The 23,861-nt window shown below is 66.8% G+C and carries 24 protein-coding genes, 4 tRNA genes and 1 pseudogene; 15 read left to right on the forward strand and 14 right to left on the reverse strand.

Annotation, left to right across the window (positions count from 1 at the left end):
• The first annotated feature begins 59 nt into the window (after positions 1-59).
• Together NO931_RS06935 and NO931_RS06940 are read left to right on the forward strand one after the other, a co-directional pair.
• A complete protein-coding gene (locus NO931_RS06935; RefSeq protein WP_256391907.1) occupies positions 60-818 on the forward strand; it encodes a DUF7119 family protein in 759 nt (252 codons plus the stop codon).
• A 51-nt stretch (positions 819-869) separates the two neighbouring features.
• Positions 870-943: transfer RNA gene (locus NO931_RS06940), tRNA-Lys, on the forward strand.
• Between the two features lie 560 nt (positions 944-1,503).
• Here the strand turns inward: NO931_RS06940 and NO931_RS06945 are convergent.
• Positions 1,504-2,340, reverse strand: a complete 837-nt coding sequence (locus tag NO931_RS06945; protein ID WP_256391908.1) for a DUF8231 family protein — start codon at positions 2,338-2,340, stop codon at positions 1,504-1,506.
• A 426-nt stretch (positions 2,341-2,766) separates the two neighbouring features.
• Between NO931_RS06945 and NO931_RS06950 the strand changes: the two genes are divergently transcribed.
• The 8 genes from NO931_RS06950 to NO931_RS06985 all read left to right on the forward strand — a co-directional run bounded on the left by NO931_RS06950 (position 2,767) and on the right by NO931_RS06985 (position 10,560).
• Complete coding sequence (locus NO931_RS06950) at positions 2,767-3,570, forward strand: DUF8054 domain-containing protein (RefSeq protein ID WP_256391909.1); 804 nt, start codon at positions 2,767-2,769, stop codon at positions 3,568-3,570.
• Between the two features lie 149 nt (positions 3,571-3,719).
• The gene (locus NO931_RS06955) at positions 3,720-4,847 is read left to right on the forward strand and encodes a TrmB family transcriptional regulator (protein ID WP_310737314.1); all 1,128 of its coding nucleotides are present in this window, start codon (positions 3,720-3,722) and stop codon (positions 4,845-4,847) included.
• Between the two features lie 422 nt (positions 4,848-5,269).
• On the forward strand, positions 5,270-6,709 hold the full coding sequence (locus NO931_RS06960; protein ID WP_256391910.1) for an extracellular solute-binding protein: 1,440 nt from the start codon (positions 5,270-5,272) through the stop codon (positions 6,707-6,709).
• 3 nt (positions 6,710-6,712) lie between these two features.
• Positions 6,713-7,735, forward strand: a complete 1,023-nt coding sequence (locus NO931_RS06965) for a carbohydrate ABC transporter permease (RefSeq protein WP_256391911.1) — start codon at positions 6,713-6,715, stop codon at positions 7,733-7,735.
• Positions 7,736-8,704, forward strand: a complete 969-nt coding sequence (locus NO931_RS06970; protein WP_256391912.1) for a carbohydrate ABC transporter permease — start codon at positions 7,736-7,738, stop codon at positions 8,702-8,704.
• A gap of 2 nt (positions 8,705-8,706) precedes the next feature.
• Positions 8,707-9,897: an ABC transporter ATP-binding protein gene (locus NO931_RS06975; RefSeq protein ID WP_256391913.1), complete on the forward strand. Its 1,191-nt coding sequence runs from the start codon at positions 8,707-8,709 to the stop codon at positions 9,895-9,897.
• A 2-nt stretch (positions 9,898-9,899) separates the two neighbouring features.
• On the forward strand, positions 9,900-10,103 hold the full coding sequence (locus tag NO931_RS06980) for a DUF8005 family protein (protein ID WP_256391914.1): 204 nt from the start codon (positions 9,900-9,902) through the stop codon (positions 10,101-10,103).
• A gap of 265 nt (positions 10,104-10,368) precedes the next feature.
• On the forward strand, positions 10,369-10,560 hold the full coding sequence (locus NO931_RS06985) for a hypothetical protein (protein ID WP_256391915.1): 192 nt from the start codon (positions 10,369-10,371) through the stop codon (positions 10,558-10,560).
• A 119-nt stretch (positions 10,561-10,679) separates the two neighbouring features.
• Here the strand turns inward: NO931_RS06985 and NO931_RS20915 are convergent.
• From NO931_RS20915 to NO931_RS06995, 3 genes and pseudogenes are all read right to left on the reverse strand, one after another.
• Positions 10,680-10,769, reverse strand: a pseudogene (locus tag NO931_RS20915) (DUF7563 family protein); the annotation flags it as partial.
• Positions 10,770-11,100: 331 nt separating this feature from the next.
• Positions 11,101-11,175, reverse strand: a tRNA-Ile gene (locus NO931_RS06990).
• Between the two features lie 101 nt (positions 11,176-11,276).
• A tRNA-Asn gene (locus NO931_RS06995) sits at positions 11,277-11,349 on the reverse strand.
• A 103-nt stretch (positions 11,350-11,452) separates the two neighbouring features.
• Between NO931_RS06995 and cca the strand changes: the two genes are divergently transcribed.
• Entirely contained in the window at positions 11,453-12,814 is a 1,362-nt protein-coding gene (gene cca, locus NO931_RS07000) for a CCA tRNA nucleotidyltransferase (RefSeq protein ID WP_256391916.1), read from the forward strand.
• Positions 12,815-12,880: 66 nt separating this feature from the next.
• Here the strand turns inward: cca and NO931_RS07005 are convergent, their stop codons facing one another.
• The 4 genes from NO931_RS07005 to NO931_RS07025 form a co-directional block, all read right to left on the reverse strand.
• Entirely contained in the window at positions 12,881-13,897 is a 1,017-nt protein-coding gene (locus NO931_RS07005) for a histone deacetylase family protein (RefSeq protein WP_256391917.1), read from the reverse strand.
• Between the two features lies 1 nt (position 13,898).
• The gene (locus tag NO931_RS20700; RefSeq protein ID WP_310737315.1) at positions 13,899-14,330 is read right to left on the reverse strand and encodes a histone; all 432 of its coding nucleotides are present in this window, start codon (positions 14,328-14,330) and stop codon (positions 13,899-13,901) included.
• 110 nt (positions 14,331-14,440) lie between these two features.
• On the reverse strand, positions 14,441-15,937 hold the full coding sequence (locus tag NO931_RS07020) for a single-stranded DNA binding protein (protein WP_256391918.1): 1,497 nt from the start codon (positions 15,935-15,937) through the stop codon (positions 14,441-14,443).
• Positions 15,938-16,109: 172 nt separating this feature from the next.
• Positions 16,110-16,616: a hypothetical protein gene (locus NO931_RS07025; RefSeq protein ID WP_256391919.1), complete on the reverse strand. Its 507-nt coding sequence runs from the start codon at positions 16,614-16,616 to the stop codon at positions 16,110-16,112.
• Between the two features lie 151 nt (positions 16,617-16,767).
• Between NO931_RS07025 and NO931_RS07030 the strand changes: the two genes are divergently transcribed.
• A tRNA-Arg gene (locus NO931_RS07030) sits at positions 16,768-16,840 on the forward strand.
• Positions 16,841-17,074: 234 nt separating this feature from the next.
• Here the strand turns inward: NO931_RS07030 and NO931_RS07035 are convergent.
• A complete protein-coding gene (locus tag NO931_RS07035) occupies positions 17,075-17,377 on the reverse strand; it encodes a HalOD1 output domain-containing protein (protein ID WP_256391920.1) in 303 nt (100 codons plus the stop codon).
• A gap of 163 nt (positions 17,378-17,540) precedes the next feature.
• Between NO931_RS07035 and NO931_RS07040 the strand changes: the two genes are divergently transcribed.
• Positions 17,541-17,999, forward strand: coding sequence for a DUF5807 family protein (locus tag NO931_RS07040; protein ID WP_256391921.1), 459 nt, complete (start codon positions 17,541-17,543; stop codon positions 17,997-17,999).
• Positions 18,000-18,017: 18 nt separating this feature from the next.
• On the opposite strand, the gene NO931_RS07045 is transcribed toward NO931_RS07040, so the two are convergent.
• Together NO931_RS07045 and NO931_RS07050 are read right to left on the reverse strand one after the other, a co-directional pair.
• Positions 18,018-19,121 (reverse strand): DHH family phosphoesterase, encoded by a 1,104-nt coding sequence (locus NO931_RS07045; protein WP_256391922.1) that lies wholly within the window; start codon positions 19,119-19,121, stop codon positions 18,018-18,020.
• Between the two features lie 80 nt (positions 19,122-19,201).
• On the reverse strand, positions 19,202-19,624 hold the full coding sequence (locus tag NO931_RS07050; RefSeq protein WP_256391923.1) for a universal stress protein: 423 nt from the start codon (positions 19,622-19,624) through the stop codon (positions 19,202-19,204).
• 121 nt (positions 19,625-19,745) lie between these two features.
• Here NO931_RS07050 and NO931_RS07055 point away from each other — a divergent pair, with 121 nt between their 5' ends.
• Complete coding sequence (locus tag NO931_RS07055; protein ID WP_256391924.1) at positions 19,746-20,243, forward strand: universal stress protein; 498 nt, start codon at positions 19,746-19,748, stop codon at positions 20,241-20,243.
• Between the two features lie 24 nt (positions 20,244-20,267).
• On the opposite strand, the gene NO931_RS07060 is transcribed toward NO931_RS07055, so the two are convergent.
• Positions 20,268-20,792 (reverse strand): GNAT family N-acetyltransferase, encoded by a 525-nt coding sequence (locus NO931_RS07060; protein ID WP_256391925.1) that lies wholly within the window; start codon positions 20,790-20,792, stop codon positions 20,268-20,270.
• Positions 20,789-21,157 carry a universal stress protein gene (locus NO931_RS07065; protein WP_256391926.1) on the reverse strand — a complete coding sequence of 123 codons (369 nt, stop codon included), beginning with the start codon at positions 21,155-21,157 and terminating at the stop codon, positions 20,789-20,791. Before NO931_RS07065 ends, NO931_RS07060 begins: the two co-directional genes overlap by 4 nt.
• 177 nt (positions 21,158-21,334) lie before the next feature.
• On the opposite strand from NO931_RS07065, the gene NO931_RS07070 reads away from it, so the two are divergent.
• Positions 21,335-23,278, forward strand: a complete 1,944-nt coding sequence (locus NO931_RS07070; RefSeq protein WP_256391927.1) for a beta-propeller domain-containing protein — start codon at positions 21,335-21,337, stop codon at positions 23,276-23,278.
• Positions 23,279-23,290: 12 nt separating this feature from the next.
• On the opposite strand, the gene NO931_RS07075 is transcribed toward NO931_RS07070, so the two are convergent.
• Positions 23,291-23,743 (reverse strand): hypothetical protein, encoded by a 453-nt coding sequence (locus NO931_RS07075; protein WP_256391928.1) that lies wholly within the window; start codon positions 23,741-23,743, stop codon positions 23,291-23,293.
• Positions 23,744-23,861: the final 118 nt, after the last annotated feature.

The following is a 23,861-nucleotide window of genomic DNA, read 5'->3' on the forward strand; positions in this document are numbered from 1 at the left end:
CGGACCCTGCCCCCGTCGAGTAGGGGGCTTTTTTACGCTGCCCCTACTAGCTCGCAGTGATGACTGCAGACCGGCCGGAGGACCAGCGAGAGGCGGGTAGCCGAGACGCGAGGGACTCCTCGAACGCGTCCGGACAGCCCCGCGACGACGCCTCCGGCGAGGCGGTGCAGCTCCCATCGGATCGGGCTGAACCCGTCGGCGCTCCGGTCGTCCGCGGCGACGAGGCGGTCACCGGCCAGCACGCCCACGAGGCAGTCCAGTTCGATCCGGACGACTCCGAGAGCCTCGAACAGGCCGCCGAGACCGTCCGCGCGTTCGCCGAGAACACCGCCGGTGCGGACGACAACGTCTACATGTTGCGCGGCGCCGCCGCCTGCGCGGCGCTGGTCCGCGGCGAGGGGTCCTACAAGGCGGCCGCCGAGCGCGCCGGCGGCGAGGCCAGCGTCGCCTTCATCCGCAAGTGGGCCCGCGTTCACGACCTCCCGCAGTCGATCCGCCGCCACGTGGCGATGGGCCACATCGCCCCGACCGCCGCCAAGCACGTCGCCCGCGTCAGCGGCGAGGCGCGGTTCGACCTCGCGTGGGCCGTCCTCGACAACGATCTGACCGTTCGCGAAGTTCGGACGCTCGCGAGCGAGGTCAACGACGGCACGAGCGCCGAGCGCGCGCTCGCCGACCGCGAAGTTCGGCTGGGCCGGATCGCGCTCGATCTCCCGCCGGACGTGTATCGGGAGCTTCGGCGCCGCGCCGCGCTCGACGGCAGCGACCCGGACGACCTCGCGGCCGAGGCGCTGGCCCGCGAGTTCGACGTCGACTGATCGGGGGGCATCAAAAGCGTTTAACCGTCGCTGCTCCAAACGAGTGACAGAGGGCCGGTAGCTCAGTTAGGGAGAGCGTCTGGCTTTTAACCAGACGGTCGGGGGTTCAACTCCCTCCCGGCCCGCTACTTTTGTCTCGAACGGACGTGAGCGACAAATTGAGGACCCGGAGAGCGTTGAACCCTGGAAGACGAGCGAGGCGAGTCTTCCTCCGGTTCAACTCCCTCCCGGCCCGCTTCTGCGAGGAGCGGACGCGACGAGCGAAGCGGCATCGGTGGAGTTGAAGTAGAGAACGCCGAGCGGTAGCGAGGCGTTCGCGTAGTTCAACTCCCTCCCGGCCCGTTTTCCTGCGTCGTCGCGAACGCCGTAAACGACGGCTCGGGGCGGCAAAGCCGTCCCGGCGAACGAAGTGAGCAGTAAAAACGCCACGGCGGAGTTGAACCCTGCCAGTCGCGCGCAGCGAACAGCGTGAGCGAGCACGTCTGGCTCCGGTTCAACTCCCTCCAGTTGCTTTTCTCGCCGCCGCGTCCGATGTCGCCCACGTTCACAGTGCTGCATCGACGACGAGCGGCGGGTCGTGCGATCGAGTTGTGGCGTCGAACGAGCAGTGGCGGCGACCGGGCGTAAATCGAGTCGAACGAACGAACAGCGGCGTCGAGCGGCGTTGAGAAAAGCGGTTGGCGCGTTACTCCCGGCGCGGCAGGTAGGCCATCCCGAGCAGGATGAACCCGGTCGCGCCCGAGAGGAACGAGATCATCAGCAGGCCGTCGGTCCGGTCGTGGAAGAACGACTGCTGGTCGGCCTGTTCGGAGTACGCATCGAGGTTGGTGCTGAGCACCATCGCGCTGTCGCTCGTGAAGTGCGCGACGAACGTTTGATCGGCGATCTGATCGGTCGTATCACCTTCTGCCAGCGCGACGTCCTGGGTCACCTGCTCGGTCCAGGAGACTTGCACCGTGCCGTTGGACACGTTTCCGACCGTGGCGTTCTGATCGTTGTACTGGAGCGAGTCGCCCTCGGCGAACTCGATCCGTTCGAGACCCTCGTACTCGTCGATCGGCACGATCCGCGTATCGCCGCCCTGCTCGACTTCCACGACGCGGTTGCCGTCGGCGTCGGTGTAGACGGTGACGTTGTCGCTCGGCGTCTCGCGGAGCGTGAACTCCGAGACGTTCGTGGCGTTTTCTATGACGACCTCGTACTCGCTGCCGCTGTACTCGACGGCGTTGTCCGGACCGGTCGCCCACTCCTCGCCGCCCTCTTCGGTCACGTTCCATTCGATGGTGGCTTCGAGGTGCGCGCCCCCACCGCCACCGTGGCCGCCGCCGCTGGCTTCCGTCATGCCGAGACTGGCTACGGTGTAGGTGGTGCCGTTGATGTCGAACTCCTCGCCCTCCGAGAGATTGTACTCGGGGTCGTCGACCGTAATCACGGGTTCCTGTGCCGCCCCCGCGAACGCGAACGCCCCGACCGCGATGACGAGAAAGAGAGCGGTATACACGGCCGCTGCTCGTCGTTGCATAGTCGGGAGGTGGGACGCGTACCGTATAACGATTACCTTTCGTCCGAGGCTCCGCCCGGCACCGTTTCGATCCGCGGCGACGCCGCGGATACATTATTTTTATCTATCATATCGAAGCTATTAATATCGCGTCGATCCACGTTTTCGATGCCAGCGTCTGCTGGGATGCCGCGTCCAGCTGTGTATCCTCGCGTTCGTCGACTGGTCGGGCATCGGACGTAATACGCGGGTTCCCGCGGGCGGGCGAGTCCCGCCGTCCCGTTTCGACGCGAGCTGGCGTTCGACACGTAGAGCGTCGCTGCTCGTCGGTGGCTGTTCCATTCGACGCCGCCAACGTTTTTACCCGTTCGCTGTTCATCTCCTCAGTATGATATTCGACCGTGACGGACCGGCGGGCGGACGGAGCGGAAGTGTCGCGGGTGAGCCATGAACGTGCTCGGGCGAGTTCGGCGACCCGAGTATACGGGGCGGAACCGCTGTTGGCCCTGTACGATCACGAACGCCGTACTGCTGGTCGCTCTGAGCGCCGTCGCCGGTGTCGTCTGGCTGCCGCTTACGGCCGCGGTGCTCGTCGCCGGCGCCGCCGGGATCTGGCTGCGGGGGTATCTGGTGCCGTACACGCCGCAGGTGGCGCCAGCGCTGTTCGACCGGCTTCCGATTCCGTCTCCGAAGTCCCGCGAGCCGGTCGGTCGGGGCAGCATCGCGGGCACCGGCGACGAGGCGGTGCCGGACGGCGAAGCCGTGCTCGAGGCGCTACTCGACGCCGGCGTCGTCGACGCCGACGAGGAATCGCTCGCGGTCGACCCCTCGTTCCGGGACGCGTGGAGCGACGAGCAGCGTGCGCTCCAGAACGCCGACGGCGAGGCGTTAGCGGCAGCGATCGAGTCGACGACGCCCGTGGGAGTGACTGCGCGGGCGCAAGGGAGCGACGGCTCGCTGGTCCTCGTCGAGGGAGCGGGCGGAGGCGTCACGCTTGCGCGGCCGATCGCGATCGCCGAAGCCGCGGCGGCGCGGGCTCTCGAAGCGACGGCGCCCGAGCTGTCGGCCGAGGTCCGAGCTGGCGCAGTCCGCCCCCTCCGCGGCTTCCTCGAGAGCTGTCCGGTCTGTGACGCTGACGTCGTCGAGACGACGCCGCGGAGCTGCTGTGGCACGACGAACCCCCGCGACGAGGATGATCGCATTCTCGCCTGCCCGTCGTGCGATCGTCGACTCTACACCTTCCCCTCCTGACGCCTACACGTTCCCTTCCTGACGCTCGCGTCCGCAGCAGGCCGGAATCTTTTCACGACGGGATGAATATCTACGTTCCATGCAATCGTGCGACCGTCTGACGGGACGTGCTCCGACGCATCGCTGTTCGGGTCCGTCGATAGACCGCAATGGACCGCCGATCGGCACCGACGGCGAAGCTCCCGCGAGCAACTGACCTCATGGAGTACGACGACCTCGTTTCGATCCTCGAGAACGCCGGGCTGTCGCCGTATCAAGCGGACGCCTACGTGACGGTGCTCGAACTGGGCGCCTCGCCCGCAACCGAAATCGTCGACGCCTGCGGCGTCCCGGACCCACGAATTTACGACGTCCTGCGCGATTTGGAGGACCGAGGATACATCGAGACCTACGAGGAAGGATCGCTGCACGCCCGCGCTCACGACGTCGAGTCGGTGTTGGAGGATCTTCGGTCCCGCGCCGAGCAGCTTTCGGAAGCGGCCGAAGACATCGAAAAGCGGTGGGAGCGCCCCGAACTAGAGGACACGGACGTTCGGATCGTCAAGCGGTTCGATACCGTCCTCGAGCAGACGGCAGAGGCGATCCGTTCGGCCTCCAATCAGGTACAGATCTCGGTCTCGCCCTCCCAGTACGAGACGCTCCGGCCCGCACTGGCTGACGCGCGCCGGAACGACGTGAACGTCAAACTCTCGATCCACACCGCCGGAGAGGGGCAAGAGGAACTCCCTACGCCCGAGGACGTGGCCAAGGTCTGTTCGGAGGCACGCCACAGGGAGATCCCCTCGCCGTTCCTCGCCATCGTCGACCGATCGAAGGTCTGTTTCGCGCCCCACGCCGGTTCGATCAACGAGTACGGCATTATCGTCGAGGATCGAACCCACGCCTACGTGTTCCACTGGTTCTTCCTCAGTTGCCTGTGGGACGTCTGGGACCCGCTGTACGCGGCCGATCAGGACGACCTGCCGCGGACCTTCAGTGACATCCGCTACTGCATCCGCGACATTACGCCGCACTTGGAGGCGGGTGCGACGGTCCGCGTCGCGGTTCGAGGGATCGATACGAGAACCGGCGAGGAACGTAGCTTCGAGGGCGACGTCGACGACATCATCACGACCGGCAACCTCCATACCGACGACGACGTCTCGGTCGCGCAGTACGCTGGACAGGCGACGATCGTCGTCGAGGCCGACGACGGCCCGATCGAGGTCGGCGGCTGGGGGGCGACGCTCGAACAGATCGAAGCGTTGCGCATCGTCGTCACCGACATCGATCCGTAGGGGCGTCGGGTCCTGCGAGCGACTCCGCGTGATCACTTTCTGCCGACGAGTCGTCGAGTGGACTTCCTTCTGAGCCCAACTCTATTCTGGGCGCGCTGCCGCGTTCACCGGAGCTTGCGTGAGGCGATGTCGCGTGGTGTGTTAACTCTAAACAAACATTTATGCGGGACTACGATGTGTGTTCGCACGGAACGATGAGCAACAGATCGCGTGGCGCGGTGGTCGCCGCTCGACGGAGTTCAGCGCCAGTGACGTGCATCCTGTTTTCAGTCGTTTTATCGGTGTAGTTCCACCGTAGCGTCGTAGTGTCCTCGATCCGCCGTCGTCCGGACGGCCGATTCCGCCTCTTTGTACTATCCATTTACAACAGCAGTTGTATTACACCATTAATTATATATAGCTCTCTACGGACTGTGTAGTAGATGCCTGGTAAACAATCGGACAATGGATCGCGAGTGTCGCGACGAAACTTCGTCAAGGCGGCCGGCGCGTCGGGTGCGGCGGTCAGCATGGCCGGCTGTATCTACGGTGGCGGCGGCGACAGCGATGCCGTCGTCTGGGGGTTCGACCCGAACGCGGCCGACGAAATCGGCGAAGACGTCAAGCAACTGTACTCCGACAACGGCGTCGACGCGGATATCGAACTCCGCCCGGGCGACTCCGACACCGGCGCGCGGCGTGACAACTACCAGCGCCTCCTCGAGGCCGGCGAGGCCGAGCCCGACATCTTCATGATGGACAGCGGCTGGGTGAACGTGTTCATCCAGCAGGGACTGATCAGCAACCTCAGCGAGGAACTGGAGAGTTCCGAACTCCAGACGGTCCAGGACGACTACTTCGAGGGCTTCACCGCGACGGCCCGCGACCCGGGATCGGGCGACCTCTTCGGGATGCCGATGTACCCCGACTTCCCGGTGATGCAGTACAACAAGGAGTACGCCCGGCAGGCCGGCTACGGCGAGTCGGACTTCGAGACCTGGGCGACCGAACCGATGACCTGGCAGGAGTGGTCCCAGCTCACCGCGGAGATCCAGGAAGCCGCCGGCGTCAAACACGGCTTTACGACCCAGTGGGACATCTACGTCGGAACGTCGTGCTGTACGTTCAACGAGGTGATGTCCTCGTGGGGCGGCGCGTACTTCGGCGGCCGCGAGAACCTCTTCGGGCCGGTCGGCGACCGCCCGGTCACCGTCAACGGTCAGGAGACGATCGATTCGCTGCGCATGATGCGCACGTTCGTCGACGAGGACTACGACGACGCCCTCGACGGCTACGCCAGCGGCATCATGCCGTCGAACGTCACCCAGTGGACCGAGGAGGCCTCCCGCTCGCCCATGGCCGACGGGGACTCGGTCATGCACCGGAACTGGCCCTACGCGATCGGGCGGAACGCGGCCGAGGACGCGCTCGGTCAGGAGAACTACGGGACGATGCCGATCCCCTACGCCGTCACGGAAGACGAGGCCGCCCAGCCCGGCACCGGCGGCACCACCTCCGCGCTCGGCGGCTGGCACATCGTCCTCAACCCCAACTCCGAACGCAAGGAAGAGGCCATGGAAGTCATCCGCACCACCATGAAGGACGACGTCTACCTCGGCCTCTTCGAGCTGTGGGGATGGCTGCCGCCCAAGCCCGAACTGTTCGAGTCCGAACGGGCCGCGGAGACCGGCGTCGTCGGCAACTACCTGGACACGATCCGCGTCGCCGGCGAGAACGCGATGGCGCGCCCGTCGACCACGGTGTGGCCCACCCAGGCGACGATGATCGCCGAGCAGGCAAACGCCGCCGTCGCGGGCGACAAGTCTCCCGAACAGGCGATGAACGACCTCCAGAGCTCGCTCGAAAACACCGAACAGCAGTAGGACATGGCAACTGAAACACAGCCGGACGCGACGACGCGGGAATCTCGGCGCTCGGGGCCGCTGGTCGCGCTCACGCGCCGGATCGAGAATCTCGGCGAAACCGGGTTCGCGTACCTCCTGTTGACGCCGGTGTTTCTCCTCCTGGGCACCGTCGCGCTGTATCCGCTCTTGCGGACGTTCGAGCTGTCGCTGTACCAGGGACTCGTCGGGCTCGGCGAGGCTGAGTTCGTCGGGATCGAGAACTACGTCAACCTCTTTACCGGCAAATCGGACCGGTGGCTGCCGGGATCGACGACGTTCCTCCCCGGCGTGAACGTCAACGGTACGTTCCCGTTCGTCCACCTGAACGGACTGTTGCGTAGCGCGCTCGCGGTGACGCTGATCTTCACGCTCGTCAGCGTCTTCTTCGAGACGCTGATCGGCTTCGGACAGGCGCTGGTGCTGGATCAGGAGTTCCGTGGCCGCGGCTGGGTCCGCGCCGCGATCATCATCCCGTGGGCGATCCCGATCGTCATCCAGGGGATGATCTTCTTCCTGATGTTCCACCCCGACACCGGCTTCCTGACGTCGTATCTGGCCGAGTGGGGCATCGTCGCGCAGACCAACACGCTCAACGACACGTTCAGTGCGCTGTTGATCGTCACCGTCGGCGACATCTGGAAGACCTCGGCGTTCATGGCGCTGTTGATCCTGGCGGGGCTCCAGAGCATCGACCGAGGTCTCTACGACGTCGCGAAAGTCGCGGGAGCCACGAAGTGGCAGCGGTTCAAGCTGATCACGTTCCCGCTGATCCTCCCCACGCTGGGGATCGCGATCCTCTTCCGGACGATCTCGGCGATGCGCATCTACGGGCTCATCGACTCCGTGTCGAGCTGTACCGTCGTCCCGTCGCTGTCGTGTATGGTCGTCGAGACGTTCAACAGCCAGCGCGGCCTGTCGGCGGCGCTCGCGTTCGTCACGGCCGCCATCATCGGGGTCGCCGTGATGGGTGTGATCTACCAGCAGTACAAATCGGGTGATATCTAGATGGCAACCGATCCGGACTCCAAATCGAACCTCGGCCCGCTCTCGCGGTGGACCAACCGCATCATTACCGACCAGGACGCCCGCGACCGACTCTACCGGGTGTTGTTCTACGCCATCACGATATTCTTCCTCGTGACGACGCTGTTCCCGTTCTACTGGCTGCTGGTGCTCGCGTTGACGCCGAATAACGAAATCCTGAGCGGCGGCTGGGATCTGCCGTTCCTGCGCCCACAGGGGTTCAACCCGGCGGCGTTCCAGGAGGTGTTCCAGCAGATACCGTTCCACCTCTACGTGCTGAACAGTTTCATCCTCGCGACGATGACGACGATCATCGTTCTGGTCATCGCCAGCCTCGCGGGCTACGTGTTCGGTCGTCTGGAGTTCCCCGGCCGAGGGCTGTTGATGCTCGGGATCCTGATGATCTCGTACTTCCCGCCGGCGGCGTTCCTGCTGCCGCTGTTCGACGCGTTCGTCGGCAACGCGATCGAGGTGCCGTTCCTCGGCGTCGAGCTGTTCACGCCGCCGCGGCTGGTCAACACGCCGGGAGCGATGGTGCTTCCCTTTAGCGCGTTGTTCCTGCCGCTGTCGATCTTCATCCTCACGACGTTCTACGCCCAGATCCCCGACGGGCTGGAGGACGCTGCGCGCGTCGAGGGGACGACCCGACTCGGCGCGCTGTTCAGGGTGATTATCCCGCTGTCGGCGCCCGGCGTCGCGACGGCGGCGGTGCTGACGTTCATCTCGGTGTACAACGAGTACTTCTTCTCGTCGATCATGTCGCTCCAGAACGAGCCACAGGAGTGGTCGCCGCTGGTCGGCGGGATCCTCAGCTACCAGACCCAGTACACAACTGAGTTCAACCTCATGGCCGCTGCGGCGGTCGTCGGCGTGTTGCCGGTCGTCATCCTGGTCATCATCGCACAGGAGAAGATCGTGAGCGGACTGACCGCGGGCGCACTCAAAGAGTAACCATGGCAAACGTAACACTCGAACACGTGACGAAAAGCTACGAGGACGTCGTCGCAGTCGACGACATGAACCTCGATATCAGGGACGGCGAGTTCGTCTGTCTCGTCGGCCCCTCGGGCTGTGGCAAGTCGACGACGATGGAGACGATCGCCGGCCTCACCAAACCGACCGAGGGGACCATCAAGATCGGCGACAGGGACGTGACGAAGCTGCCGCCGAAAGACAGGGGCGTGGCGATGGTGTTCCAGAACATCGCGCTGTTTCCCCACATGGACGTCTACGATAACATCAGCTTCGGGCTGCGACTCCGAGACTACGACAAGGAGGAGATCGACCGTCGGGTCGAACGCGCCTCCGACATCGTCCAGCTCGAAGGGATGCTCGACCGAATGCCCGAGGAGATGTCCGGCGGTCAGCGCCAGCGCGTCGCCATCGCCCGCGCGATCGTCCGGGAACCCGACGTGTTCCTGATGGACGAGCCGCTGGCTAATCTGGACGCCAAGCTCCGGGTCCACATGCGCACGGAGCTCCAGCGACTGCACAAGCAACTGGACACGACGATCATCTACGTCACCCACGATCAGGCCGAGGCGATGACGATGTCCGACCGCATCGCGGTGATCAACAGCGGCGAACTCCAGCAGATCGACCCGCCGCTGACCTGCTACAACGAGCCGACGAACCGGTTCGTCGCGGGTTTCATCGGCTCGCCCAGCATGAACATGGTCGACTGCGAGCTCGCCCCCGACGGGCTGGAGTCCGACTCCTTCGCCGTCGACCTCGATCCGGCGACGCTGTCCGGCGCCGGCGTTGGCGATCACGTCGCGCTCGGAATCCGACCGGAGGACGTTTACCCCGTCGAGAAGGCCGACGAACTCACAGCTTCGACCGCGCCGATCGAAGTGACGACGGACGTTCTCGAGCCGATGGGCGACGAGATCTTCGTCTACCTCAAGTTAGAGGGCGCTCCCGAGGACGAAACGATGGAAGGCGAGCGCTCGTCGAACTCGCTCCTGATGAGCGTCGACCCCGACAGCGACATCGCGGAGGACGACCAGATCAACGTCGTGCTCGACGCCTCGAAGCTCCACCTGTTCGACGGCGACTCCGGCGACGCGATCGCCCACGGCATCGTCGACATCGGCGCCGCGGCAGCCGACTCCGCGGTCGCCGAGTCGGAGGGAGGTGACTGAGCGTGGCCAGCACGGTCGCGCTGGTGTACTTCGGTGGTATGGCGGTCCTGTTTTTCTTCTGGATCTACGGGATCGTCTCGTTCGGCCTCGATCTGAAGAACAAGATCGTGCCCGGAACTCGCCAGTACCTTCGCGGCCGCCGGAAGCTCAAGGAGAAACGCAAGCAAGAGAAGGAACAGGAAGAACGCGAACAGCAGCTGTACTGACGGCGGTTTCGAGTTCTCGATTGCCGGTTCTCTTTTCGCGGCGAAGCGGACCTCTGACGCCAGCCCGGCTGTGGAGCTCACGTCGCGGTCGCTGACGATCTCGACCGGAACGTCCTCCAGAGGGTAAGCGGTAATCGCGCCGCTCCGGATGTCGTGGGGCGACTGCGAGGACGGGCGCTCACTCACCTCCTTCGGTTCCATCGCCTCGACGATCGATCTCGAGCCCGAGCGTACGATCATAGGGACTGCCGTCGTACCGGGACGTATGCGAACGTTCGAACTCCGCGCCGACGATACCGGAACGATCGAACTCGTCTGCGAGCGGACCGACGAGGACGCTCCCGCACCTCACGTCCGGTCGTTCGCGGGACGAGATGAGTTCGGGCTGCTCGTCGACGATCTGACGCCCGGCGAACGCGTTCGGTTGTTCGTCGACGACGCCGATCCGGAAGAGTAGCACCGATAGCGGTCACGTCGACCACCCTCGACAGAACTGTTCTCGTGATAGCCGGGCGACGTTTCCGGGTCCAACGTCCACACGTCGAGTCTGACGGCGCTTCTTTCCTGCAGTCGTACCCGGGCATCGCACCGTGGGCAACGATGGGCGCGATCGTCGGCGTCGCCGTAGACTCGTCGGAAGTCTCCCGAGACGTTGGCCTCGCAGTGGAGACAGTCGCTACTGCGAGCTGCCGATCAGGGTGAGATCGTCACACCGAACACCCCCGTTCGGCTACGGTGATCGCCGGACTGCGCGGGGCACCGCTTCGGAACGGAGCGAACTCACCGAGCGCCCCCGAAAATTCGGAAACGCTATTCGCTACTCTTCTCGGTTCTCGGGCGCTATCGCGTACGTTTCGGAGCCGGCCACAGAACGCTTCGTTTCGAAGTGGGCCCGCTCGGATTTGAACCGGAGGAAGACTCGCTTCTTCGTCTTCCAGGGTTGCAAATCCGATCGGCGTACATTTTTCTCTCCTCACGTCCGTTCGTCGCCGAAAAATGGGCCCGCTCGGATTTGAACCAAGGACGAAGCGGTTATGAGCCGCTCTCTCTAACCAGACTGAGATACGGGCCCGTGAGTCGTCGTTGGATGATCCCGAACTAAGGTTTGTCGCATTGGGGACTGCGGAATCAGGACGGACTCTCGGCTTCTCACGAGGTGCAGCACAGAAACGACGCCACCGCCAGGGCTCGAACCTGGGACAACCTGGGTAACAACCAGGTGCTCTACCAACTGAGCTACGGCGGCCCGTTGCACTCCGATGTAGTCGGGTGGTTTTGATAGGGCTTTCGTTTTCGCTCGGGGTCGGGCATCGATATCCTTTCACGCGGCGCGGCGCAACTGCCGAGCGATGAGCGATGCCGAGGACTTCGAGACCGCCGTCGCCGCGGTGCGCGAGGAGGTCGACCCGTCGGCGGCCGAGCGCGAACGGATGGAGTCGGTCGCCGCCGAGCTGCGCGAGCGCGCCGGGCGCGCCATCGCGGCGCTGCCGGTCGACGCCGACGTGTTGCAGGTCGGCAGCACCGCTCGGGGGACCTGGATCAGCGGCGACCGCGACGTCGACGTGTTCGTCCGGTTCCCGACCGATCTCGACCGCGAGGAGCTAGAGGAGCACGGCCTCGCGGTCGGCCACAGCGTCCTTCCGGAGGGCCACGAGGAGTACGCCGAGCATCCCTACGTCAAGGGAACCGTCGAGGGGTTCGACGTCGATCTGGTGCCGTGTTACGACGTCAACGACGCCGCGGCGATCCGCTCGGCGGTCGATCGAACGCCGTTTCACACCGAGTACGTCGCCGCGCGCCTCGACGACGATCTCGCCGCCGACGTCCGGCTCGCCAAGCAGTTCCTGACCGGGATCGGCGCGTACGGTAGCGACCTTCGAACTCGCGGGTTCAGCGGCTACCTCACCGAGCTACTCGTGCTCGAGTACGGCGGCTTCCGCGAACTCGTCGAAGCCGCCGCGGAGTGGCACCCGCCCGTCGAGATCGATCCCGAGGACCACGGCGAGGAGACGTTCGACGACCCGCTGGTCGTGATCGACCCGACCGATCCCGGTCGCAACGTCGCCGCGGTGCTGTCTCCCGAGAACATCGCTCGGCTACAACACTACGCCCGCGAACTGCTGGCGGAGCCCCGCGAGGAGCTGTTTTTCCCCGCCGCGCTCGATCCGCTCTCGACGGGCGACGCCGAAGCCGCGATCGCCGACCGCGGGACGATCCCGGTCGCGATCAGGTTTGCGGCGCCCGACGTCGTCGAGGATCAGCTCTACCCGCAACTCGCTCGGTCGCTCGACGGCGTCACCGAGGAGCTCGACCGGCGGGGGTTCGACGTGGTGCGCTCGACCGCGGTCGCCGCCGATCGGGCCGTCCTGCTGGTCGAACTCGGCGTCGCCGAGCGCCCGACGATCGAACGCCACGAGGGGCCGCCCGTCCACGTGCGCGACCACGCGACCGGCTTCTACGAGAAGTACGTCGACGATCCCGACGCCTACGGACCGTTTATCCACGAGGGTCGATACGTCGTCGAGCGGGAGCGGGAGTTCCGGACCGCCGCGGCGTTTCTGGAGAGCGACCGCCTGCTCGACGTCCGCCTCGGGACCCACATTGAGAGCGCCCTCGAAGAAGAGTACGACGTGCTTGTCGGCGACGACGTGGCGACACTGGCGGAGGAGTTCGGCGTCGAACTGGCGCGGTACTTCGATCCCACACCCTGAAAACCGCGATCGCTATCGGGACGACCGTACCCGGATACGCTCGCTTCGGTGCCGCTCAAAATCCGCTCAAATCCCGGTCAGCAGCGGGTGTCGCGAGCCGACGCCCGTCAGTAGCTCCTCGACGTCCTCGTCGATATCGCCGTCGGGCTGGACGGGGTCGAGCCCGTCGAACACCTCGTGGACCATCGCGACGCCCTCGGCGAGCACGTCGAGCCCGTATCCGCCTTCGAGGACGAACGCGAGCGCGGCGCCGGTCCGGTCGGCGAGATCGCGCAGGCGTCCGGTGAGCACGCCGTACCCGTCGGTGGAGACGCGCAACCGGGAGATCGGGTCGTGGCGGTGGGCGTCGAAGCCGGCGCTCACCAGCAGGAGATCGGGATCGAACGCCTCGACGGCCGGCTCGACCGCGCGCTCGAACGCCGCGGCGAACTCGGCGTCGCCCGCGCCGGCGGGCATCGGCAGGTTCAGCGTCGCCCCCTCGCCGTCGCCGGTGCCGGTCTCGCCGGTGCCGCCGGTGCCCGGGTAGATCCCCTCCTCGTGGGTCGAACAGAAGAACACGTCCTCGCGCTCGTAGAAGATGTCCTGCGTGCCGTTGCCGTGATGCACGTCCCAGTCGACGATCGCGACCGACTCGGCGTCGGTGTTCTCGAGCGCGTGCTGGGCCGCGACGGCGACGTTGTTCACGAAGCAAAACCCCATGGCGTCGTCGACGACGGCGTGGTGGCCCGGCGGGCGCCCGAGCGCGAACGGCGTCGAGCGGTCGTCGTCGCCGGCCAGTGCGCGTTCCGCGGCCCACGCCGAGAGGCCGGCGCTCTGGAGCGCGGCGTCCCAGGTTCGTTCGACGGCGACGGTGTCGGGGTCCCAGTTGCCGCCGCCGTCGGCGCAGAACGAGCGGAACTCCTCGACGTAGTCGTCGTCGTGGATCGCCGTCACCGTCTCGACGTCGGCCGGATCGGCGTCGACGTACTCGACGCCGTGTTTTCGCTTCAGCCCCTCGCGGATCGCCCGCAGGCGGTCCGGCGTCTCGGGGTGGCGATCGCCGGTGTCGTGGTCGAGGCACGTCTCGCTGTAGCCGAATCTCATCTCATTCGAACAGCTCGAAGTACGTTTGGATGTCCTCGGCCTTGACTGTTCGCCGGTCGGCGTGTCGCGCGAGCGTCGCTGCCGCGGCGGCGACGTTGTCGGCGTAGTCCTCCAGAATGTCCGCCAGCGCGATCCGGGCGTCCATCGCGACGCGATAGGAGTCGTCGATGTCGATGCGGGCGATGCGATCGATCGGCGCGATCGGGAGCGTGAGGGCTTCCTTGTCGACGACGGTCTCGACGCCGAAGTCCTCGGCCATCAGCGTCTTGCGCCCGTCCTCGGTCGCCAGCTCGGCGGCGTCCTCGGCCAGTTCGGCCCCGCGGAGCTGGATCCGGTGGGCGAGTTCCTCGGCGGCCTCGGCGCTGACGCGCAACTCGCCTGCGTTCCGACGGATAATCGTGTCCACGGGCGCAAACGGTAACTCGACGCTCATACCCAATTTCGGGGAAGTGGGACCCTTAACATTTTCCGTTACGCTCGTTTCAGCCGGGGAAACGGGCAGAGAATCCGTCGTTCGAAGCCGAATCCACCGCGTCGGCGCTCTCAGAACACGTCGTCGGCGTCCAGCCGCCCGTCACGGAGTTCGCCGCGCGCGGTCACTTCCTGGCCGAGGTGGACGTCGGCGTCGGTCTCGACGCTGATCGTCTCCTCGCCGTCGTCGAGCACGACCGGTTCTCCGGCCTGCACGACGGTCCCGGTGAACTCCGTCTGCTCGCCGTCCGCGAGCGCCGCGCCGCCGCCGGCCGCGACCGCGGCGTCGCCGCCGGACTCGTCGTCGCCGGACGCCGAAGCGCCCGCGGCGGTCCCGCCGTCGGCGTCCGACGCGTCGGCCGCGCCGTCACTGCCGCCGTCGTCGAACGAGCCGAGCGTCTGGTCGGCGCCGCTCGACGCGCTCGCACTCTCGTTCGCCCCCTCGCCGTCGGCGTCGATGGCGCCGGTTTCGAGCACCGTCACTGTCGATTGCCAGCCCGCGGAAGCTTCGAGATCGTCCTGCCAGCCGTCCTGAATCTCCACGTCGGCCAGCGCCACCTCGTCGCCGGGCGCGATCTCCTTGTCGGCCTTCTCGCCCCACAGCGCGACGCGGATGTCGCCGCTATCGTCCTGCACGCGGACGTTGCGGACCTGGCCTTCGCTGCCGTCGTCGCGATCGAACGTTCGCTTGGGATCGGCCGAGCGGACGACGCCCGCGAGATCGACCGTCTGGCCCATCTCGACGGTGTCGATCGGCGTCCGATCGGGCTCGTACTCGATCGTCTCGTCGATCTCCTCGACGGCGCCGTGATCGCCGACGTGCAGTTCCAGCGAGCCGTCGCGCTCCCGGACGTAGCCGTCGACGACCTCGACGGCGGTGCCAGGGTCGATCTCCTCGGCTCGATCGGCGCGCTCGTCCCACATCGTGACGCGGATCTTCCCCGTCGGGTCGCCGAGCACGAGGTTCGCGACCTTCCCCTCGCTGCCGTCGTCGCGGTCGAACGTCCGGACGGACTCGGTGTCGAGCACCAGCCCGGCCAGATCGACGTCCGAGAGGCCCAGCGAGAGATCCTCGACCCGATAGGTGTCCGTGATCGCGACGTCGACCTCGACGTCGTCGTCGGGCTCGGCGTCGTCGACGCTCACTTCGATCCCGTTGAACCCCTCCTTGGGGCGGCCCTTGATGCGCAGCACGTCGCCTTCTTCGAGCTCGTTTTTGACGGCTTCCGCTCGCTCGTCCCAGAACGCCGCCCGGAGGCTGCCGGTTTCGTCGGCCACCTCGACGTTGATCACCTGTCCCTCCGGTTGCTCGTCGTCGTCGCGCTCGAACGTGCGCAGCTCGCCGACGTCGATCACCTTGGCGATGAACTTCACCTCCTCCATCCCCGGCTCGATGTCGGCGATGCCGTTGACCTCCTCATCGTTGACCTCGTGGGCGACGAGCATCGCCGCGGTCTCCTCGTCGGCCAGCCCGCCCATCTGGTCGACCTTGGCCTCGACGGCCTCCCGGAACTTCTCCAGGTCCACGTCGGCGTCGAGGTCTTCGTATACGTCCTCGATAGCTCCCATTCTAGTAGTCTGTGGTGGTGTGGGCTCCGGTTAAGCGTTGTCCTTGCCGGGCACGACGCCGCCCTCGTGCGATTCCGCTCGCGTCGACGCCCGGCCGGATTGCCGACATTTCGGGGATGCTGGTGATCACAACGCGGCGTCGCCGCCCCCTCGTAGAAAAACCTGTGGCGCGCTACCGGCGCGAGTCCTCGGCGACCGTGGTCGTCTCGCCGCCGGGAGTCTCGTGGCGCACCGTAACGTGGATCGGCGTCCCACCGTCGAAGGTGGCTTCGAGCGCGTATTCGATGCCGGTGACGACCTGCGCGCAAAAGCCGTCGGAGTCGGCAGCCTCGGTCGTCATCGTCACCCGGAACTCGTCGTCGGCTTCGCTGTACTCGGCCGACTTCACCGCCGCCTCGTGGCACGGCGTCGGCGCCGAGATCGCCCCCTCGACGGTCACGGATTCGTCGCCGAACGAGACCTCAGCCTCGTCGCGCGCCTCGTCGGCGTCATCGTGCGTCTCGACGTCCGTCCCGACGAGTTCGGGCGAGGACACGCCGCCGTCGGTCGCGACCGGCTGCTCCTCGGGTTCGGCGTCTGGGTCGTCACCCCCGGCTCCCGGTCGATCCGCGATGCAGCCCGCCAGCGTCGCCGCCGCGCCGGCACCGGCCCACTGGCACAGGAACGCTCGCCGGTTCATACTTGTCGGTACTCGCGCCGGTATGAAGTGAATGCCGTTGGCTCGAACGACCGTTTGAGTGTCGGCAATCTCCCCGACGGCACCGTCACGCAATACCACTCCGCCCCCGTATCGTAACCCCTTTAAGTAAACGCGGGATACGTAGAGATGAGTCCGGATAGGGTAGTGGACTATCCTCTTGGCTTGCGGAGCCAGGGACCGGCGTTCAAATCGCCGTCCGGACGTTCCTTCATTCCTTTCAGTCGTTCAGTCACGACCGGACGAGCCTCACGCTCGCTACCGCTCGCGTGAGACGCCGTCCGGACGCTACATTTTGTGCGAACTACACGGCTAGCAGCCTCTCTGTCACTTACTTCTTGAGCGCTTATGCGGTTCTGAGGCGATTTGAGCAGCGAGTGAGCGATAATCGAATTCGGAGGCTCGTCAGGACTGTTCTGCAGTCAAAAACCGCCCGAAATTCACGCTCGACTGATCCACAGCCGACTCGCACCGTCGAACTCGACGGACACGCCGGCGTACGAGAACGTCAGGCGGTGGTCCGCGCCCTCGATCGAGTCGAGAAAGGCGTCGAGCGCGTCGGGGTCGATCGCGTCGTACAGCGGCGGCAGCGACAGCGGGTCGACGTCGAGCGCGTCGGCGACCGACGTGACGACCGTACGGCTCGGCGACTCGCCGTCGGGAATGTCGTACGATCGTGGACCACCGGAGAGAGATTCGTCTGTCGGGGGTGCTCGGGCGGCGCTGCCGTGTGTTCCATCCATACTGAAACTCCGACGGTGGCCCACATTCGCGTTGCCCCTACCTACGTAACGTGTTCAAATAGGGGTGACAACTCGGTGACGGCACCGCCGTCCGGTTTTCGAACTCCCCCGCCGCTCGGCCGCGGGTCGCACCGCTTTTCCCCGTCCGGACGAAACGGCGCGTATGACCGACGCTCGCGAGGAGTTTCTGGCCGGACAGCGCCCCGAGGACGTCGCCTTCTACGTCGCGGACGACGCCGTCGACGACCCGTCGACGCTCAACGAGTACGGCGACCGGGTCGACGACGGGACGCTGATCGTCGTCGAGGGCGAGGCGGGACGCAGCGCGTTCCAGGCCGCTACGGGCACCGACGCGATGGGCTTCGCCAAGCAGGCGATGGGGGCGGAAGGCGAGATCCGCGAGGATCTCACCGGCGGCGCGTGTCCGGACGCCGACGGCGGGGACGGCGACGCCGGCGACGGGGACGCCGACGGCCACGACGCGCGGTTCGTGTTCGCGTTCGCGGAGGAACAGAACGAGGACGTCGGCGGCCTCTACGGCGAGGGCGACGTGATCCACGCGTACGCCCAGTGCGCCTGTGGCGCCGCGTACTCCCACAAGTGGGTCGCCGGCGAGCGGTGAGAACGGGGTTCGGCGTCGTTACGACTCGTCGTCTTCGGCGTCTTCGGACTCGTTCTCTTCGGGGACGACGTTCCGAAACGCGTCGAGAATCACCTGCTTCGTCGTGGCGCCCCGAGAGGTCCAGTGGTTGGCGTAGTCGAGCATGTCGTCGTAGATGTCGGGCTTGCAGCCCGCCGCCTTCGGGTGGCCGCCGCCGTTGACCTGCCCGGCGACCTCGTGGCACAGCTCGAAGCCGTCCGTGCCGCGGATCGACGCCGAGCCCGCGGGCTTGACGATCACCGAGGCGTCGGCACCTTCTTCGCGCATCGCCTCGGCGACCTCGTTTTGCGAACAACGGCCGTACGTTACCCCGACCGTCCACGGGCCGATCTCCTCGTACTCGGCGCGGGTGACCGCTCGCTCGATCAGGTCTTCCTTTTCGACGCGCTGCTCGTCGAGGAACGCCAGCACCTCTTCGGGGAGGTCGGCACCGTGATCGAGCACCGTCGCGACGTACTCCTCGGGATCCGACCAGTAGGAGTAGTCCGCCAGATCGTCGCTGCGGGGGTCCTCGCGGATCCAGAGGTCGTGGTCTCGCGTCACGGCGGCCAGCTCCTCGAAGCGCCGCGGGAACTCGTGGTCGAGTTCGCGCAGCGCAACGTCTGCGGTACACTCCTCGTCGGACTCGCCGACGACCAGCTCGACGCCGGCGTCGCGCACCGCGGCGGCGACCTCCTCGTCCCACTGGTGGTGGTCGAACCAGCGGACCTCGCTCGCGCGCTCCGATAGCGCGGCGAGCTCCTCGTCGACGTACTCGAACTTGTCCGGACAGAGGTCACAGACGAACGCTCGGATTCCCTCCTCGCCGTACTCGGCGACGTACTCCATCCCCTCTTCGAGGTCGTGGGGGCCGGCGGGCACGAGCGCGGCCTCGCCGTACAGTTCCCGGAGCAGGGCGACGCAGGCCAGCCCGTCGGCGTCCGGGTCCGCGACGACCGCGACCTCGGCGCCGTCGAGTTCCTCGGCGGCTTCCTGCTCCTCTAAGTCCTCCTCGAACGAGTCGGGGACGAAAAAGCCCTCGCCGGGCAGCACGGACTTGCGCGGCGGGGCGAGCTCCTCGTCGTCGATGAGTTCGTCGTCCATGTAATCCGGTGTGGCCCGCGGACGCAAGAAGCCGCCGATTGCTCGACTGCGGCGTCGGACGACGCCGTGTCGCCGCCCGATCAGGCGAGCTGGCGCACCGACAGCACGGGCACCGGACAGGAGCGAACGACCCGCTCGGCGACGCTGCCCAGCAGGAAACGGTGCTCGCCGTGGCGCCCGCGGGTGCCCGTCGCGACGACGTCGGCCTCGACCTCGCGGGCGTAGTTGGAGATCTCGACGGCGGGCCGGCCCTCGCGCACGTCGGTCACGAGTTCGCGGTCGGTCCGCTCGCGGACCGCATCGAGCGCGTCCTGGCCTTTCTCTTCGAGCGCGTCGCGCAGTTCGTCGCGCAGCTCCTCGGGCGACCCGTCGACTTCGCTCTCGTCGATCACGTACAGCGCGTGGACTTCGGCGTCGAAACGGGTTGCCAGGTCGAGCGCGACGTCGACCGCGCGCTGGACGCTCGCCGACCCGTCGGTGGCGACGACGACCGTGTCGATCATACTGGTGGGTTTCGCCGCACTCGGCATTAAACCTCGGAACGCGACCCGCCGCGGTGACGCCGCTCCCGCCGCGGCGTTCGCGAGGGGAGAGTTTTTGCACCGCGGCTTCACAGGGGTACGTATGAACGCGAACGAACAGGGTGGGGCGCAAGACGCCCAGACAGCGGCCGGGGACCCGCTCTCGGTCGAGCGCGTGCTCGTCCCCGTCGACGGCAGCGACGAGTCGACGGAGGCCGTCGAGTACGCCGTCGCGATCGCCGACCGGTACGACGCCGCGGTCTCGGCGGTGTACGTCGTCGGCGAGGACGTCGTGCGCGGCCTCGAGAGCGGCGAGATCGACGAGGACGACGTCGCGGAGAACAACCGAGCGTATCTGGAAACGGTCGCCGAGATCGCCGCCGAAAGCGGCGTCCCGATCGACACGACGATCGCCTTCGGCTTCTCGACGCGCCGGAAGACCCGCCATCCCGGCAGCGTCGTCCTCGACGTCGCCGAGGAGGTCGATGCGGACTTCCTCGTGATCCCGCGAGAGTCCCACACGGACGACGAGCCGGACGTTCTCGAAAAGGCCGCCGAGTACACGCTGCTGTACGCCAGCCAGCCCGTCCTCTCGGTGTAGGTCGGGCGAGCTGTCTTCGCTCGATCAGCCCAATCGGAGCGACATCTCCAGCTCGAAGCTCTCGGTGCCGCTGCGCTCGAACCCGACGTCCTCGTACAGCGCGACGGCCGCGCGGTTCCAGCGCTCGACGGTGAGCCAGACGTGCTCGACGCCCTGGCTCGCGCCGTGGCCCAGCAGCGCGCGGATCAGCCGCCCGCCGATGCCGGCGCGCTGGTACTCCTGGGTGACGAAGATCGCCAGCTCGTACGCCTCGGCGCCGTCCGGAACCAGCGTCGCGTGCCCGGCGACGGCGTCGCCGTGCCAGGCGATCACGTTGTGGCCCTCGTCGACGATCAGCTCTAGCCAGTCGCGGATCCGCTCCTCGGTCGACGGCGGGATCCCCTGGGCGCGGTCGGCCGGATCGAACGCGTCGTACATCGCGACCAGCGCCTCGACATCGCCGTCCTCGTAGGGGCGCACCTCGATCGCCCTGCCCTCGCGGTCCTCGAACTCGACGGGCGGTTCGGGGAAACCGTCGGCCGGTTCGTCGGGGTAGATGCGGTCGCTCATCGTACCAGCTTCACCGTAACCTGGGCGTTCAGGAGGACGAACTCGGTGACCGATCCGAGCTGGATCTTCCCCATCGGGCTCACTTCGCCGCCGCCGATCACGAGCTGGTCGTACTCCTCGGCCTCCGCGATCTGGACGAGCTTGCTTCCGGGGTCGCCCTCCAGATGCCGGATCGTGGCGTCGACGCCCGCCTCGTCGAGGCGCTCGCGAGCCGTCGCTTCGATCTCGTCGGGATCGCGCTCGACGCCGGGCTTCTCGAAGATGGCGATCGTCAGCTCGTCGTCCGTCTCCGCGGCCCGCGCGACCGTCTCGTCGAGTGCGCGCTGGGACTCGTCGCTCCCCCCGATCCCGAGCAGTACCTTCATCGGGTGGAGGTTTTCGTCCCCCCGTCAAAACAGTTGTGCCGGGACGGGTCGCAGGCCTGACCCGCAGAACGCGCGAGCTGGCGTCCTGCGGAGGTCCGATCGCTCGGCTTGAATACTCAAACGGGTGTTTGAGTCATCGGTACCGGAATGGTACCGTTCGTCGTAGGTGCCCTCACGATGCCAGAGACGAACAAGCTCGCCGCGGTGGGACTCGTCGTCCTGTTCGCCGGCGCGCTGGCGGTCGCCGGCTTCGCGCTGGGACCGCCGGGCGCCGACGACGGGACCGACGAGCCGGCCGACTGGCGAACCGAGGGCGCGACCGTCGAGACGTTCGACTCCGAGGCGCAGTTCCGCGACTACCTCGGCAGTACGCAAGCACAGAGCGGCGTCACGTTCGCCGGCGGAGTGTCGGGCAACGCCGACGTGGTTCGAGAGGACGCCACGACGGGCGCCGACGACGCCGCGAGTTCGGACGGCGCCGCCGGCGGCGCGAGCGGGGGCGAGTCGGCGTCCGGCGGCGCCGACCGCCACGCCGACACCAACGTCCAGGTCGAGGGGATCGACGAGCCCGACGTGCTCAAGACCGACGGCCGGTCGGTGTTCTACGCCGGCAACCGGTACGGCCGCTACGTCGACACGCGCGTGCTCGACGCCGCGGAGCCCGCCGACCCCGAGATCGTTTCTGGCGTCCCCGAGACCGGCCAGTTGTTGCTCGCGAACGACACGCTCGTCGTGCTGCAGGGCGACGAGCTCCACGGGTTCGACGTCTCCGACCGCGAGAACCCCGAACGGGTGTGGACGAAATCTCTCGACGGGCGGCTCGAAACGGCCCGCCTGAAGGGCGGTGACGTCTACCTCGTCGTCGCCGAACACACCGACCGCGAGAATCCCTGCCCGGTCGAACCGCTCGGCGCGGGCGACGACGCCGCAGACGCGGCCCGCGTCGCGTGCTCTGACGTTCACTACTCGCCGGACGCGTCGGGCGCGGATACGACCTACAGCGTCGTCCGGATCGATCCGGCCGACGGCGAGATCGAGGACACCGCGAGCTTCGTCGGTTCGGCGGGCCACACCGTGACCTACGTCTCCGCGAACGCGGTGTATCTCACCTACCCCGACTCGGCGTCGCGCGCGGAGATGCGCATGGAGTTCCTGCTCGGTCCCGGCAGCGACGTCCTCGACGAGCGGGCCGTCGCTGATCTCGAACAGCTTCGGGAGTACGACCTCTCCGAGCGTGCCCGCTTGGCCGAGATCGAAGCGATCCTGAGCGAGTGGCGCGCCCGCCTCGACGAGGACGAGCGCGGTGACGCCCGGGAGGAACTCGAAGACGCCTTCGAGACCTACAGCGAGGAGCACCTGCGCGAGTTCCAGTCGACGGGGATCGTCCGCGTCGACACGAACGGCTCGCTCGACGTGAGCGCCACCGGAAAGGTCCCCGGGCGCCCGCTCGACCAGTTCTCGCTCTCCGAGCACGAGGGGCACCTCCGAATCGCGACGACCGTCGAGGCGCCGGCCGCCGAGTCCGAAAACGACCTCTACGTGCTCGACGGCGAGCTGGATGTCGTCGGCGAGGTTCAGGGGATGGGCGTCGACCAGCGCATCTACTCGGTGCGCTACGTCGGCGACGAGGCCTACCTGGTGACCTACCGGCAGATCGACCCGTTCTACACCGTCGACCTCTCGGACCCCGAGGATCCCGAGATCATGGGCGAGCTGAAGCTGCCGGGCTTCTCGACGTACCTCCACCCGCTCTCGGAGGACCGCGTGCTCGGCATCGGTCAGCAGGACGGCGAGGTCAAGGCCGTCACGTTCGACATCTCCGACCGGTCGAACCCGACCGTCGAGGACGACGCGATCCTCGACGCGCGCTGGTCGGCGATCTCCGAGACTCATCACGCCTTCCTGCTCGACGAGCGCCACGGCGTGTTCTTCCTGCCGACCGAGAACGGAGGGTACGTCTACGACTACGAGGATGGCCTGACGCGCGAGATGGTCGTCGAGACCGACGGCCCGGCGGTGCGCGCGACGTACCTCGACGACTACCTCTACGTATTCGGCCAGCAGGAACTCGTCGTCGTCGACGAGACGACCTGGGAGGAAGAGCGCCGCGTCGATCTGTAGCGCGATCCGCAACTACGCTCGGTCCGGGCGTCCTCGACCGTTCGCGTCGCGCGTTCGGGCGTCGAACGCCATCATTCCCCCGACGATGCCGATCACGACCGCGACGTCCTCCGGACCGAAACTGAACGCGAGCGGCCCGACCGACCCTTCGACCGTCCCGACGCCGATCGTCAGCGCGAGGAAAGCGGCCGGGACGGCGATCAGCCCGGCCGCGACGGCGGTGACGCCGACGTCGACCGCGCGCCGCTGGACCGACGCCGATTGGTACTGCGCCTCCGCGACGGCGTCGTACCCGGTGAACGCGGTCAGCGTCGCGAGCACCGCGGCGACGTACGCGGCCGTCGTCGCGGCGCCGTAGGCGTCCGGCGCGCCCAGTCGATCGAACACCGTCCCCTCGACCGTTCCGACGATGATCGCTCCGACGATCAGCGCGGCGGCGATCGTCGCGAGTTGCTTCCAGTTCACGGCCGGACGTTGCGCCTCGAATCACCTAAATGTCAGTGCGACGGCTCGACGGTGATCGGCGACGCTCCACGCCGGCGACCGCGTCCGCTTCACCACGACAACGCTTTTAGTGGGGCCA

The organism is Natronoarchaeum rubrum, from assembly GCF_024494695.1.